This window comes from Mesorhizobium sp. M5C.F.Ca.IN.020.29.1.1 (assembly GCF_003997375.1).
GTDB lineage: Bacteria > Pseudomonadota > Alphaproteobacteria > Rhizobiales > Rhizobiaceae > Mesorhizobium > Mesorhizobium wenxiniae.
This window is the reverse complement of record NZ_RZSW01000115.1, coordinates 1-13,835: the sequence shown is the minus strand read 5'-3', so window position 1 is coordinate 13,835 and position 13,835 is coordinate 1. Positions and strand designations below refer to the sequence as shown.

13 protein-coding genes and 2 pseudogenes are annotated in these 13,835 nt (G+C 63.8%); 5 read left to right on the top strand and 10 right to left on the bottom strand.

The annotated features are described in order from the left end of the window. From EOA85_RS12220 to EOA85_RS12195, 5 genes are all read left to right on the top strand, one after another. On the top strand, nucleotides 1-665 hold a 665-nt coding region (locus tag EOA85_RS12220; protein WP_245485700.1), incomplete at its 5' end, for a 3-hydroxyacyl-CoA dehydrogenase family protein. Nucleotides 666-669: 4 nt separating this feature from the next. Next, nucleotides 670-1,833, top strand: coding sequence for an acyl-CoA dehydrogenase (locus EOA85_RS12215; protein ID WP_065011040.1), 1,164 nt, complete (start codon nucleotides 670-672; stop codon nucleotides 1,831-1,833). Nucleotides 1,834-1,836: 3 nt separating this feature from the next. Further along, nucleotides 1,837-3,993, top strand: coding sequence for an acetate--CoA ligase family protein (locus EOA85_RS12210; protein WP_245485698.1), 2,157 nt, complete (start codon nucleotides 1,837-1,839; stop codon nucleotides 3,991-3,993). Next, nucleotides 3,909-4,691: a carnitinyl-CoA dehydratase gene (locus EOA85_RS12205; protein WP_127209580.1), complete on the top strand. Its 783-nt coding sequence runs from the start codon at nucleotides 3,909-3,911 to the stop codon at nucleotides 4,689-4,691. Before EOA85_RS12210 ends, EOA85_RS12205 begins: the two co-directional genes overlap by 85 nt. Nucleotides 4,692-4,910: 219 nt before the next feature. Beyond that, a complete protein-coding gene (locus EOA85_RS12195) occupies nucleotides 4,911-5,852 on the top strand; it encodes an alpha/beta hydrolase (protein ID WP_127209579.1) in 942 nt (313 codons plus the stop codon). An 84-nt stretch (nucleotides 5,853-5,936) separates the two neighbouring features. Here the strand turns inward: EOA85_RS12195 and EOA85_RS12190 are convergent. The 10 genes and pseudogenes from EOA85_RS12190 to rpmI form a co-directional block, all read right to left on the bottom strand. Next, nucleotides 5,937-6,101: pseudogene (locus tag EOA85_RS12190) on the bottom strand (FAD-dependent oxidoreductase); the annotation flags it as partial. Nucleotides 6,102-6,141: 40 nt separating this feature from the next. Next, on the bottom strand, nucleotides 6,142-7,128 hold the full coding sequence (locus EOA85_RS12185) for a Gfo/Idh/MocA family oxidoreductase (RefSeq protein WP_127209578.1): 987 nt from the start codon (nucleotides 7,126-7,128) through the stop codon (nucleotides 6,142-6,144). A gap of 181 nt (nucleotides 7,129-7,309) precedes the next feature. After that, nucleotides 7,310-7,885: a YceI family protein gene (locus EOA85_RS12180; protein WP_127209577.1), complete on the bottom strand. Its 576-nt coding sequence runs from the start codon at nucleotides 7,883-7,885 to the stop codon at nucleotides 7,310-7,312. 68 nt (nucleotides 7,886-7,953) lie between these two features. Further along, entirely contained in the window at nucleotides 7,954-8,532 is a 579-nt protein-coding gene (locus EOA85_RS12175) for a cytochrome b (protein WP_127209576.1), read from the bottom strand. A 46-nt stretch (nucleotides 8,533-8,578) separates the two neighbouring features. After that, nucleotides 8,579-8,892 (bottom strand): annotated as a pseudogene (locus EOA85_RS12170) (LysR substrate-binding domain-containing protein); the annotation flags it as partial. A gap of 110 nt (nucleotides 8,893-9,002) precedes the next feature. After that, nucleotides 9,003-11,411: a phenylalanine--tRNA ligase subunit beta gene (gene pheT / locus EOA85_RS12165; RefSeq protein ID WP_127209575.1), complete on the bottom strand. Its 2,409-nt coding sequence runs from the start codon at nucleotides 11,409-11,411 to the stop codon at nucleotides 9,003-9,005. Then, a complete protein-coding gene (locus EOA85_RS12160) occupies nucleotides 11,408-11,833 on the bottom strand; it encodes a GFA family protein (protein ID WP_029347484.1) in 426 nt (141 codons plus the stop codon). Before EOA85_RS12160 ends, pheT begins: the two co-directional genes overlap by 4 nt. Continuing rightward, entirely contained in the window at nucleotides 11,830-12,915 is a 1,086-nt protein-coding gene (gene pheS, locus EOA85_RS12155; RefSeq protein WP_065011507.1) for a phenylalanine--tRNA ligase subunit alpha, read from the bottom strand. Before pheS ends, EOA85_RS12160 begins: the two co-directional genes overlap by 4 nt. A 95-nt stretch (nucleotides 12,916-13,010) precedes the next feature. Continuing rightward, entirely contained in the window at nucleotides 13,011-13,412 is a 402-nt protein-coding gene (gene rplT / locus EOA85_RS12150) for a 50S ribosomal protein L20 (protein WP_127209574.1), read from the bottom strand. Between the two features lie 38 nt (nucleotides 13,413-13,450). Continuing rightward, nucleotides 13,451-13,654 (bottom strand): 50S ribosomal protein L35, encoded by a 204-nt coding sequence (gene rpmI / locus EOA85_RS12145; protein ID WP_006201248.1) that lies wholly within the window; start codon nucleotides 13,652-13,654, stop codon nucleotides 13,451-13,453. Nucleotides 13,655-13,835: the final 181 nt, after the last annotated feature.

Sequence of the window (13,835 nt, the reverse complement as noted above, 5' to 3'; positions counted from 1 at the left end):
TCGGCCATCCGTTCAACCCGGTCTACCTCCTGCCGCTGGTCGAAATCGTCGGCGGCGAACAGACCTTTCCCGAGGCGATCGAAGTCGCAAAGGAGATGTACGCCTCGATCGGCATGAAGCCGGTGGTGATCCGCAAGGAGATCGAGGCTTTCGTCGGCGACCGCCTGCTGGAGGCGGCATGGCGCGAGGCGCTGTGGCTGATCAAGGACGGCATCTGCACGGTCGAGGAACTCGACGACATCATGCGCTATGGCTTCGGCCTGCGCTGGGCGCAGATGGGCATGTTCCAGGTCTATCGCGTCGCCGGCGGCGAGGCCGGCATGCGCCATTTCATGGCGCAGTTCGGGCCGTGCCTGAAATGGCCATGGACCAAGCTGATGGATGTGCCGGAGTTCAACGACGAACTGGTCGACCTGATCGCCACCCAGTCGGACGACCAGGCGCATGGCCTGTCGATCCGTGAGCTCGAAAAGATCCGCGACGAGAATCTGGTGGCCATCATGGAGGCGCTGTCGAAGCAGAACAAAGGCAAGGGCTGGGGCGCCGGCGCCCTGCACAAGGACTATACCAAGCAGCTCGCCAGGCTTGCGGCAAAGAAGCCCACCGCTTCCAAGGCGGCCGAAAAAGCCAAGGCTGAAAAGCCGAAGAAAAAGAAGAAAGGCTAATACTATGGAATTTGGCCTCTCCGAAGAACAGAAACTGATCGTCGAGACGACGCGCGCCTTCGTCGAGAATGAGCTCTACCCGCATGAGCGCGAAGTCGAGCGCACCGGCGTGCTGCGCCGTGAGCTGATCGAGGAGATCAAGGCCAAGGCAATCGAAGCCGGTCTCTATGCCGCCAACATGCCGACGGAAGTCGGCGGCGCCGGGCTCGACACGGTGACCTGGCTGCTTTACGAAAAAGAGCTCGGCCGTGCCAATTACGCGCTGCACTGGACCTGCGTGGCGCGGCCTTCCAACATCCTGTTGGCCGGCACGCCGGAGCAGCGCGAGAAATACCTTTATCCCTGCATTCGCGGCGAGAAATGGGACTGCCTGGCGATGACCGAGCCGGGTGCCGGCTCCGACCTGCGCGGCATGAAGGCGACCGCCGTGCAGGACGGCGACGACTGGGTGCTGAACGGCACCAAGCATTTCATCAGCCATGCCGACCTTGCCGATTTTGCCATCGTCTTCATGGCCTCGGGCGAAGAGGAGACGCCGCGCGGCAAACGCAAGAAGATCACCGCCTTTTTCGTCGACAAGGGCACCAAGGGTTTTACGGTGCGCGACGGCTATCGCAACGTCTCGCATCGCGGCTACACCAACGCCATCCTCGAATTCGACGATTGCCGCTTGCCCGGAGCCCAAGTGCTCGGCGAGGTCCACAAGGGCTTCGACGTCGCCAATTCATGGCTTGGCGCAACCCGCCTGCAGGTCGGCGCCACCTGTCTCGGCCGGGCCGAGCGGGCGCTTGGCCATGCCGTCGAATACGCCGCGCAGCGGCAGCAGTTCGGCCAGCAGATCGGTAAGTTCCAGGGCGTGTCGTTCAAGCTCGCCGACATGGCGACCGAACTGAAGGCTGCCGACCTGATGGTGTTCGAAGCCGGCTGGAAGTACGATCAGGGCACCGTCACTGATCAGGACATGGCCATGGCCAAGTTGAAGGCCACCGAAATGCTCGCCTTCGTCGCCGATGAAGCAATCCAGATCCATGGCGGCATGGGGCTGATGGACGACCTGCCGCTGGAGCGCATCTGGCGCGACGCCCGCGTCGAGCGCATCTGGGAAGGCACCTCGGAAATCCAGCGCCATATTATCTCGCGGGCGCTGTTGCGCCCGTTCGGGGGCTGATCGATGCACAAACTTGAGCGCCTTTTGCGCCCGCGAACGATTGCCGTCTTCGGCGGCGCGCAGGCTGCCGCCGTCGTCGCGCAGTCGATCAAGATGGGCTTTGCCGGCGAGATCTGGCCGGTGCACCCGACCAAGGAGGAGGTCGCCGGCCGCAAGGCCTATCGCTCGGTGGCCGATCTGCCTGCAGCGCCAGACGCTGCCTTTGTCGGCGTCAACCGGCATTTGACCATCGAAGTGGTCAAGGCGTTGGCCGAGCGCGGTGCCGGCGGCGCCGTCTGCTTTGCCGCCGGCTTTCTCGAGACCGAGGCCTATGACGAGGACGGCGAGCGGCTGCAGGCCGAACTAGTCGCAGCGGCCGGCCAGATGCCGATCATCGGGCCGAACTGCTACGGCCTGATCAATTATGCCGACGGCGCGCTTTTATGGCCCGACCAGCATGGCGGCATCAGGCTGGCCGAGGGTGGCCGCGGGGTCGCCATCATCACCCAATCGTCGAACATCGCCATCAACATGACTATGCAGAAGCGCGGCCTGCCGATCGCCTTTCTGATGACCGCCGGCAACCAGGCACAGACCGGCCTTTCCGAAATGGCGCTCGGCCTGATCGAGGACGATCGCGTCACTTCGCTCGGCCTGCATATCGAGGCCTTCGATTCAGTAGCCGGCTTCGAAAGGCTGGCCGCGCGGGCGCGAGAGCTGAAGAAACCGATCATCGCCATGAAGGTCGGCCGCTCCGAGCAGGCGCGGCAAGCGACCGTCTCGCATACCGCGTCGCTGGCCGGCTCGGACGCGGCCTCGGGCGCCTTCCTGAAGCGGCTCGGCATCGCCCGCGTCGATTCCATCCCTGCTTTCATCGAGGCGCTCAAGCTGCTGCACGTCACCGGTCCCCTGCCCGGCTACCGGCTGTCGTCGATGAGCTGTTCGGGCGGCGAAGCATCTGTCATGGCCGACAGCGCAGAAGGCCGCTGGGTGAATTTCCCGGCGCTGACCGACACGCATCGCGCCCACGTCAAATCGACGCTCGGGCCGCTGGTTGCGGTGGCCAACCCGCTCGACTACCACACCTTCATCTGGAACAACGAGCCGGCGATGACCGCCACCTTCACCGCCATGGTGTCGGGCGGCTTCGACCTCAACATGCTGGTGCTCGATTTCCCGCGCCCCGACCGCTGCTCCGATACCGACTGGTGGACGACGCTGCGCGCCTTCGAATCGGCGCTGACGTCCAACAAGGCGCAGGGCGCGATCGTCTCCTCGCTGCCGGAGAACCTGCCCGAGGAATACACCGCCGGGCTGATGGCACGCGGCATGGTGCCGTTGTTCGGCATTTCCGAGGCAATGGACGCCGCCCAGGCGGCCGCCTTCATCGGCTGGGCCTGGCGCGAGCCGCAGGCGCAGCCGATCGACACCTCCGCGTCAGGTGCGCCGGCCAGCGACCATGTCACGCCTGACGAGGCCAAGGCGAAAGCGCGGCTGATCGAGGCCGGGCTTCCCGTGCCGAGGGGCGAACGCGCCGGCAATGCGGTCGAGGCGGTGATCTCCTCGATGGCGCTCGGTTTTCCGGTTGCGCTGAAGGCTTTGGGCGTCACTCACAAATCCGAGCTCGGCGCGGTGCGGCTTAACCTGAGGGATGCCGAATCCGTCAGCACCGCCGCCCATGATCTCTATGCGCTTGGTACCGGCCTCTATGTCGAGCGCATGGTGCGCGACGGCGTCGCCGAACTGCTCGTCGGCTTCACCCGCGACCCGATGTTCGGCGCGGTTATGACGCTCGGCACCGGTGGTGTGCTGGTCGAACTGCTGCGCGACAGCGTCACGCTGATGCTGCCGGCGACACGCGACGACATCGAGGCGGCATTGCGCGGGCTCAAATTGTTCCCGCTGCTCGAAGGCTATCGCGGCCGGCCCAAGGCCGATGTCGCGGCCGCCATCGATGCGATATCAGGCATCGCCGCCTTCGTGCAGGAAAATGCCGGCGAGATCGAGGAACTCGACATCAATCCGCTGATCGTCTGCGCGCAAGGCAAAGGCGCCTGGATCGCCGACGCGCTGCTGGTGCTTGGGAGAGAAAAAGAATGTCTGACGTCATCACCACCCGCCGCGAGGGCACCATCCTCGAAGTCACGCTCGACCGGCCCAAGGCCAATGCCATCGACCTGAAGACCTCGCGCCTGATGGGCGAAACGTTCAAGGCGTTCCGCGACGATGCGGGTCTGCGGGTCGCCATTGTCAAGACCGCCGGCGACAAGTTCTTCTGCGCCGGCTGGGACCTGAAGGCCGCGGCCGGCGGCGATGCGGTCGACGGCGACTATGGCGTTGGCGGTTTCGGCGGGCTGCAGGAATTGCGCGACCTCAACAAGCCGGTCATCGCCTGGGTCAACGGCATGGCGGTCGGCGGCGGTTTCGAGCTGGCGCTATCATGCGACCTCATCTACGCGTCGGATCATTCCTCCTTTGCGCTGCCCGAAATCCGTGCCGGCACTTTGGCTGACGCAGCGACGATCAAGCTGCCGAAGCGCATTCCCTATCACGTCGCCATGGATCTTTTGCTCACCGGCCGCTGGATGGATGTCGCCGAGGCGCATCGCTGGGGCTTGGTCAACGAGGTGCTGCCCAAGGACAGACTCGGAGACCGCGTCTGGGAGATCGCACGGCTGCTGGCCGACGGTCCGCCGCTGGTCTTTGCCGCGATCAAGGAGACGGCGCGGATCGCCGAATCGCTCACCTTCCAGGACGCGATGAACCGGGTGACGCGCCGCCAATTGCCGACGGTTGACGCACTGTACGGCTCGGAGGACAATCTCGAGGGTTTTCGCGCCTTTGCCGAAAAGCGAGACCCGGTGTGGAAGGGAAAATGATCCTGCGGAGATGATGGCTTTTCTTCCCACCCCCCTCTGGCCTGCCGGGCATCTCCCCCTCAAGGGGGGAGATTGGCAGCTTCGGCCCATTCACCCTTCCTGCCGCGCTGGAGATTGGCGAAAGCCGATGGGACATCCGATCTCCCCCCTTGAGGGGGAGATGGCCGGCAGGACAGAGGGGGGTGCCCAGGCGGATTCGTTACGGTCCGTTCAGTTCCCATGACCGACTACAAAAAGCTGATCGACGCCGAGATCTGGGCCTTCATCGAGCGGACCAATTCCTATTATCCACCGGATACGATCGACTACACGATCGACCAGCAGCGCGAAATCTACGACCGCATGTGCCGCGAGTTCTCTGCCGGCTATCCGCAAGGGGTTACGGCGGAAACCACCGCCATTGTCACGCCTTCGCATCCGATCCCGATCCGCATTTATCGGACCCCGGCGCCGGAAGCGGCCGCGATGGTGCTTTATTTCCACGGCGGCGGTTTTATTCTTGGCGGGCTCGACAGCCATGACGACGTCTGCGCCGAGCTTTGCGCCCGCACCGGCTATGAAGTGGTTTCGGTCGACTACCGGCTGGCGCCGGAACATCTTCATCCAGCCGCCTTCGACGATGCCATCAGCGCCTTCGAATGGGCGGCGACGATTTACAAGCGTCCGATCCTGCTTTGCGGCGACAGCGCCGGTGGCAATCTCGCCGCTGCGGTCAGCCACGCAACACGCGGCCATGCGCGAAGGCCAATCGGCCAGGTACTGATCTATCCCGGCCTTGGCGGCGACCGCACGCAAGGTTCTTACGTGACCCATGCCGAGGCGCCGATGCTGACAGTGCGCGACCTCGATTTCTACACGAATATCAGGACCGGCGGCGAAGACCGCACCGGAGATCTCACGCTGTCGCCGCTGGCCGACGCCGATTCTGCCAATCTGCCGCCGACCGTGCTGATCACCGCACAATGCGACCCGCTCTCGTCGGACGGCGAGGCCTATCGCGACCGCGTCGTTGCGGCAGACGGCCACGCCTTCTGGTTCGAAGAGCCGGGGCTGGTACATGGTTATCTCAGAGCCCGGCATACGGTCGGCCGCGCGCGCTCGAGCTTTACCCGGATCGTCGACGCGGTAGCGGTTCTGGGACGCGGCGAGTGGATCTGGTAAAAGGGGTCTAGCCCGTCCCGCGTGACGCCGCGCGGCCGGCGCTGCGGCCCGGAAAAGATGCAGCCGCCGAGAAACGTGCCTTCCAGCGCCGAGTACCATGAGCGAATCGACGAGGAAGATACCGCCGAGCGACTGGACCGGCTCCTGGTCGACGACCAAGATCTTCTTGCCGGCCTCGGCCAGTTCCGCCGCGGCGACGAGGCCGGCAAGGCCGGCGCCGACAATGATCACATCGGCATCATCAGCCATTCTCTTCTCCCCCGGCTCTCCTCCCGGCTTTGACGGATCGTCAGACCGTCTCCCAGCCTTCCTTCTCGCCGGCGCGGAAGATGGCGTCGATGACCTTCTGGTTGAGCACCGACTCTTCCAGCGTAAAGACGCGGTCGGTGCCGCCCTGTGCCGCCCGCGCGAACGCCTCGACCTCCAGCCGGTATTGCTGCATGCCGGGGAAGCGGAACACTTGCGCCTCGCTGTGGTTCTGGTTGTGCAGCTCGAGGCGATGATGATCGTAGATGCCGGCGTTGAACGGCGAAAGCACCTCGATGAAGCCCTTCTCGCCGTGGAATACCATCACCTGCCGCGCCGCCATCTGGGTCGACAGGTAGAACGACAGTTCGAAGTCGCCGAAATCGGCGCGGATCGAAGAGTAGATGTCGGTGCCGAACGTCTTGTCGCGCTCGATCGTCGCCTGGACGCGCAGCGGCTCCTTGCCCGTCGAAAAACGAGTCGATACCGTCGGATAAACGCCGATGTCGGGCAGCGCGCCGCCGCCGAGATCGAGCTGGTTGCGCATGTTCTTGGGATCGACATTGTAGTAGGAGAACGCGCCCTGCACATGGCGCAACCGGCCGATGGCGCCGTTGGCGATCAGCTCGCGCACCTTGATCCATTGCAGGTGGTAGACGACCATGAAGGCTTCGCAGACGAGCACGTTCTTGGCGTCGCGCAGCTTGATCAGCGGCGGAATCTCCTTGGCATCGAGGGCCAGCGGCTTTTCGACCAGAACATGCTTGCCGGCCTCGATCGCCTTGGCGGTCCATTCGACATGCTGCGCGGTCGGCAGCGGGATGTAGACGCCGTCGACGTCCTTGGATGCGAGCAGCTCGTCATAGGAACCGAAGGCATGGGGCGCGCCGAAACGATCGGCCAGGGCCCGGGCCCTCGAAATGTCGCGGCTGGCGATCGCGGACAGCACGCCGTTCTCCGCCTCGACTATTGCGGGCAAAAGATGCTCGCGGCCGATCTTGGCCGTCGACAAAACACCCCATCGGAACATCAGGCTTCTCCATCTTTAAATTGCAGACGTCGAGGTTTGCCTGAAATCGGCGGAAAAGCCAACGCGAACCATGGCAGGGAGCAACGCGATCGTCTGCGGCTTGTTCGGGTGCCGGCGCTGCCCTCCGCAGAGCTTGGGTTCCTCGTGCCACGTAGTGGGGAGAGGAACCCAGGTCCAAAGGCTATCCCCTTCTACCTGTAAGCGTCATGTCGAAGTCGACGACGTTCGAATAGATCGGCGTGCCGACATCCATGCCGTAGCGCGACCGCAGCACCTTGCCGGTGACATGGAATCTGATCGTGCCCGCCTTGAGGCCGGCGAGCTCGGCGGTGAACTTTTCCGGAAAAGTCTTGCCGCGCGCCGTCAGACGGCCGGTGACAAGGGCTGACGTGTCGCCGGTGCGTTTCACGCTGGTCGAGCGGAACTGGATTTCCGGGTTGTTGGCTGCGTCGAACACCGCGTCGGAGCGAAGAAAGGCGTCGACGCGGCGCTGGCCGGTGCCGACGCTTTCGGGAAAGATCGTGATATTGACCTGGGAGCGCCCGATATTGCTGTTGTCGATGCGGATGCTGCCCTTGAAGCGGGCGAAGGCGCCGGCGAGCCCGCCGCCGCCGGCCTTGCCGACGGAGAAACGGATGCTGGAACCGGCCGGGCTGATCGTGTAGCTGCCGGCAGCGTCGCTGAGCGCCACCGCCGCGAAAACAGGCACGGCAAGGCAAGCGGCGACCGCCGCAAATCCGAAGATGCGCGCAACCATGGGCGTGATCCTTTTTGGAGGCAACGCTTTTTAGCGCCCTCGCCCCACCAACGAATGAGCCTCCCGCTCTATTCCGCGTTGTGATCCGACGAAGGCGTGATCATGCGCGTCAGCACCGTGTCCTTCAGCAAAAAATGATGGCGCAGCGCCGCGGCGAAATGCAGGGCGACAAGTCCGATGCCGGCATAAGCGAGATACCAATGCGCCGACGTCCAGAAGCTTTCCGCCGGGTCCGATTCCGCGAGTGGCAGGTCCGGCATGACGAACAGGTTGAACGGCACGCTCGGGATCTCCAGCACCGACACCGACACCAGCGCCCAGCCGGACAGGGGCAGCGCGAGCTGAAACGCGTAGAGCGCGAAATGGACGAGCGGCGCTGTCCGGCGCTCGAAGCGTCCGACCGAGCGTGGCAGCGCCGGCACCGCATTGCCGAGCCGCCAGGCAATGCGCAGGATCACCAGGCCGAGCAGCAGGAAACCGAAAGATTTGTGCAGTTGGATCAGCTCGAAGGCGGTGCGCTGGCTGGATACCCGCATCATGACGACGCCGAGCACGAACTGGCCGATGAAGGCCGCCGCGATCAGCCAGTGAAGGGCGATTGCCGCCCAGCCATAGCGGGTGGTGTTGTTTGTGATCAATGCGGGCATGGCCAGCAAACGCCGGCGGCCCCGGCTTTCTTCCACTGCCGACAGTCTATCCCGCCGTCTTGAAGAAATCGACAAAAGCCCTGAGCGACGGTCGCATTTGGCGGCGGCTCGGATAGTAGACGAAGAAACCGTCGAACGGCGGGCACCAGTCCTCCAGCACGCGAATGAGCTTGCCGTCGGCAATGCCATCGCGAACATAATCCTCGAACACGAAGGCAAGGCCGGCGCCGTCGATCGCCGCATGGCGATCAGATGGTCCTCGTCAAGGATCAGCGGCCCTTGCACCGCCAGCTCGATCTCCTCGCCGTCCTTCTCGAATTCCCAGCGGTAGAGGATGCCGCTGGAGAAGCGGAAGCGGAGCCGGAAAGCGCTACACCGAAGAAATGCTGGCGCTGGTCAACGGCTAGACACCGGCCGAATGAAAATTAGAAGGGGCGCTCCTGCGCCCCTTCTTTGTTTCCAAATCCGATTTATGCCCGCAGCACTCCGCCGGTCTGCTTGTTCACATTCTCGACGATGCGCTTTGCCAGCGTCTCGAAATCCTCGTCGGTCAGCGTCTTATCGACCGGCTGGATCGACACTTCGATGGCGATCGATTTCTTGGCCGCGCCGAGCGATGCCCCTTCGAACACGTCGAAGACCGAGACATTGGTGATCAGCTTCTTGTCGGCGGCAAGGGCGGCGCGGGTCAGCGTGCCGGCTTCGACCGTTTTGTCGACGACGAAGGCGAAATCGCGCTTGACCGCCTGGAAGGCAGACAGTTCCAGCTTCGGTTTCGTCCGCGTCGGTTTGGCCTTCGGCTCGGGTACGGCGTCGACGAAGACCTCGAAGCCGCAGAGCGGCCCGGAGACGTCCAGTTCCTCCAGCGTCTTAGGGTGGAATTCGCCGAACGTTCCCAAGATGACTTTAGGTCCGAGCTTGATCGTGCCGGAACGGCCGGGATGATACCAGGCCGGGCCGCCGGCCTCGATCTGCAGCCGCTCGACCGGCGCGCCGCAGGCTTCGAGTGCTGCGATCGCGTCGGCCTTGGCGTCGAAAACGCCGACCGGACCGGCATTGCCGGCCCAATGACGGCCGGAGCCTTCGAGCTTGGCCGTGCCGCGCCGAACGCCGGCGGCGACGCGTCGCTGCTGGTCGGCCGCATCGCCCTCATAGGTGCCCGATACTTCGAACAGCGCGACATCGCCGATGCCCTTGTCGGCATTGCGCTGGGCAGCGGCGATCAGGCCCGGCAGCAGCGACGGCCGCATGTCGGACATGTCGGCGGCGATCGGATTGGCGAGCTTGAGTGCTGTCTCGCCGCCGCCGAACGTTTCGGCATGTTTTGCCGGAATGAACGACCAGGTGACCGCCTCCATCATGCCGCGCACCGCCAGCGCCCGCTTGGCGGCGCGGGTGCGGATCTGCAGCGTGGTCAGGATCTTGGCATTCACGGCATCATGCGCGCCGAGCTGCTGCGGCGCGATATTGTCGATGCCGTGGATGCGCATGACTTCCTCGACCAGGTCGGCCTTGCCGTCGACATCCGGCCGCCAGGATGGCACGGCGACATTGATGACATCACCCACGCCTTCCGGTTTGAAGCCGAGGCGCGAAAGGATGGCGAGAATCCCGTCCCTGGGCACCTCGATGCCGGCCAGCCGCTTCACTTCTGACAACGGGAAGGAAACGATCTTCTCGACATGGCCGGCATAGCCGACGACTTCGGTTTCGGTCGGCGTCCCGCCGCAGAAATCCAGCACCAGCTTGGTGGCCAGTTCCACCCCGGGCACCATGAGTTCAGGGTCGACGCCGCGCTCGAACCGGTAACGCGCATCGCTGATGATGCCTAGCGTCCTGCCGGTGCGTGCGGTGGTGATCGGATCCCAAAGTGCGGATTCGATCAGCACGTCGGTGGTGTTCTCGTCGCAGCCGGAATGCTCGCCGCCCATGATGCCGGCGATCGATTCGACGCCGTCCTCGTCTGCTATGACGCACATGTCAGGCGTCAGCGTGTATTCGCGCCCGTCGAGGGCGAGTACCTTTTCGCCATCGCTGGCCCGCCGCACGGTGAGGTTGCCGGCGACCTTGTTGGCGTCGAACACATGCAGGGGCCGGCCTCGGTCGAAGGTGACGTAGTTGGTGATGTCAACCAGCGCGCTGATCGGTCTCAGCCCAATGGCGATCAGCCGCTGCTGCAGCCATTTCGGCGACGGGCCGTTTTTCACGCCGCGCACCAGCCTGAGCGCGAAACCCGGGCAGAGCTCCGGTGCTTCGATCTTCACCTTGACCGGGCACATGCCGTCGCCGGCATGCGGCATGATCGCGCCGCCGACGAGGCGGCCGAGCCCGCTCGCTGCCAGATCGCGGGCGATGCCATAGACGCTGGTCGCGTCCGGACGGTTCGGCGTCAAATTGATCTCTATGACCGGATCGTCGAGATGCGCGTAGGCGGCGTAGCTGGTGCCAACAGGCGCGTCGGCGGGCAGGTCGATGATGCCGTCATGCTCTTCGGAAAGCTCCAGCTCGCGCTCGGAGCACATCATGCCATGACTTTCGACACCCCTGATCTTGCCGACCGCCAGCCTCACGTCGATCCCGGGAATATAGGTGCCGGGTGCTGCAAAGGCGCCGATCAGGCCAGCGCGGGCGTTGGGCGCACCGCAGACGACCTGCACCGGGGCCTTGCCGTCGCCGGTATCGACCGTCAGCACGCGCAGCCGGTCGGCGTCGGGATGCTGCACCGCCGTCAGCACCTTGGCGATGACGAACGGCTTCAGGCTCGACCTGTCGTCGACATGCTCGACTTCGAGGCCGATCGAGGTCAACCGCTCGACGATTTCGGCCAGCGAGGCGTCGGTCTCGAGATGATCCTTGAGCCAGGAGAGGGTGAGTTTCATGACTGTTTTCCGTCTGATGGTCTGGGCACGCTGGTCTTCAAATGGCGCGGCAAATCGTCCGGCATGTGCAGGAAGGGCAGTTGCTCGCGCACATGGGCATGGTGCGTCGGTTTGAAATAGGCCGGCATGTCCATGGCGCCGAGCACGAAATAGATATGGTCGGCCAGCCGCTCGTCGACATAGGCGATCGGCGAGCCGCAGACGCCGCAAAAGGAGCGCGTCACCGACCCGTTCTCGAACATCTTCAGCGCCTTGCCCGTGAAGGCGACCTGCTCGGTCATGAAGCCGACGAAAGCCGACACCGGCGCGCCGCTGGCCCGCCGGCAATCGCCGCAATGGCAATAGCTGACATGGTGCGGTTCGGCCGAAGCCTCGAACCGCACGGCGCCGCAACGGCAGCCGCCGGTGTGGGCCGCTGTCATGCGCTCAAGCCCCCGAATAGCGTCGGCATGTCGAGCGGCCGGAAGCCGTAATGCGACAGCCAGCGCACATCGGCGTCGAAGAAGGCGCGCAGGTCCGGCATGCCGTATTTCAGCATGGCGATGCGGTCGATGCCCATGCCCCAGGCAAAGCCCTGATACTCGTCGGGATCGAGCCCGCCGTAGCGGAGCACGTTGGGGTGGACCATGCCGCAGCCGAGGATCTCCATCCAGTCGGAGCCTTCGCCGAAGCGCACCTCGCCCGGCCGCGAACGGTCGCACTGGATGTCCACCTCCATGCTGGGTTCGGTGAACGGGAAGAAGGACGGCCGGAAGCGCATCTTGACCTGCGGCACCTCGAAGAAAGCCTTGCAGAACTCCTCCAGCACCCATTTCATGTTGGCGACATTGGCCGTCTTGTCGATCACCAGTCCCTCGACCTGATGGAACATCGGCGAATGGGTGGCATCGGAGTCCTGCCGGTAGGTTTTTCCGGGGATGACGATGCGGATCGGCGGCTTCTGCACCTCCATGGTGCGGATCTGCACCGGAGAGGTGTGGGTGCGTAAAAGCTTGCGCTCGCCCTTCTCGTCCGGCTGGAAGAAGAAGGTGTCGTGCATCTCGCGCGCCGGATGGCCTTCGGGGAAATTCAGCGCGGTGAAATTGTAATAGTCGGTCTCGATATCGGGGCCTTCGGCGATGGCAAAGCCGAGGTCGCCGAAGATCGCGGCAATCTCGTCGCTGACCTGGCTAATCGGATGGATGCGGCCGCGCTCGGCCGGCGATTGCCGCACCGGCAATGTGACGTCGACCTTTTCCGCCGCGAGCCGTGCCGCGATCGCCACGTCCTTCAGCTCGGCGCGGCGCGCGGTAAGCGCCTCGGTGACGCGGGTCTTGAGGCCGTTGATAGCCGGGCCTTTTATCTGGCGCTCTTCTGCGCTCATCGAGCCGAGCGTCTTCAGCATTTCTGAGACCGAGCCCTTCTTGCCGAGCGCTGAAACACGCACGGCTTCGATCGCGGCCTCGTCGGCGGCCGACGCGATGTCGGTCATCAGGGAATTTTCGAGGGTTTCCATGTCACTCATGTTTCAGGCCCGATTGGAGGCAAAGAAAAACCCGCGCCAGCCCTGCCAGCGCGGGTTTCCCAAATCAAGTGTCGAAGTGCTTGGGAAGGCGCTGGTTAGGCTACAGCGCTTTCAAAAGCGTTCGGCGTGGTGTTCTTGAGGTATTCGAGGGCGACCTTGGCCTTGGCCACAAGCGCGGCAAATGCCTGCGGCTCGTGGATGGCCATGTCCGACAGGATCTTGCGATCGATCTCGATGCCGGCCTTGTTGAGACCGTCGATGAAGCGACCATAGGTCAGGCCATGCTCGTGGCTCGCGGCATTGATGCGCTGGATCCAGAGAGCGCGGAACGAACGCTTGCGGTTCTTGCGGTCGCGGTAGGCGTACTGCAGCGACTTTTCCACCGCCTGCTTGGCGATGCGAATCGTGTTCTTGCGGCGGCCATAAAAACCCTTGGCGGCTTTCAGGACCTTCTTGTGCTTGGCGTGCGAAGTGACGCCTCTTTTTACGCGTGCCATGTCATGATCTCCTTAAAACGTTGTCCAGACCGAATGCCTTAGAGGCCGTTCGGCAGAAAATTCTTGATGACCTTCTTGCCATCCGGTTCAGCCAGAACCATCGTGCCGCGGGCATTTCGAATGAACTTGTTGGAACGCTTGATCATGCCGTGACGCTTGCCGGCCGCAGCCGACAGGACTTTACCCGTACCTGTGATCTTGAACCGCTTCTTGGCGGCTGACTTGGTCTTCATCTTGGGCATTTTGCTACTCCGTTTATGTGCGCATCATCGCGCTTTTTGTTCGCTTCAGGCCGACCAAAGCCCGAAAAGCAAATGAAACCGCCACGGCATGCCCTGCCGGGCGGTTTTTGGGAACGGCGGTGCTATACGTCAAAGCGGGCCGGCGCGCAACACCCTGTGCCTATGGGAAACGAAACAGCAC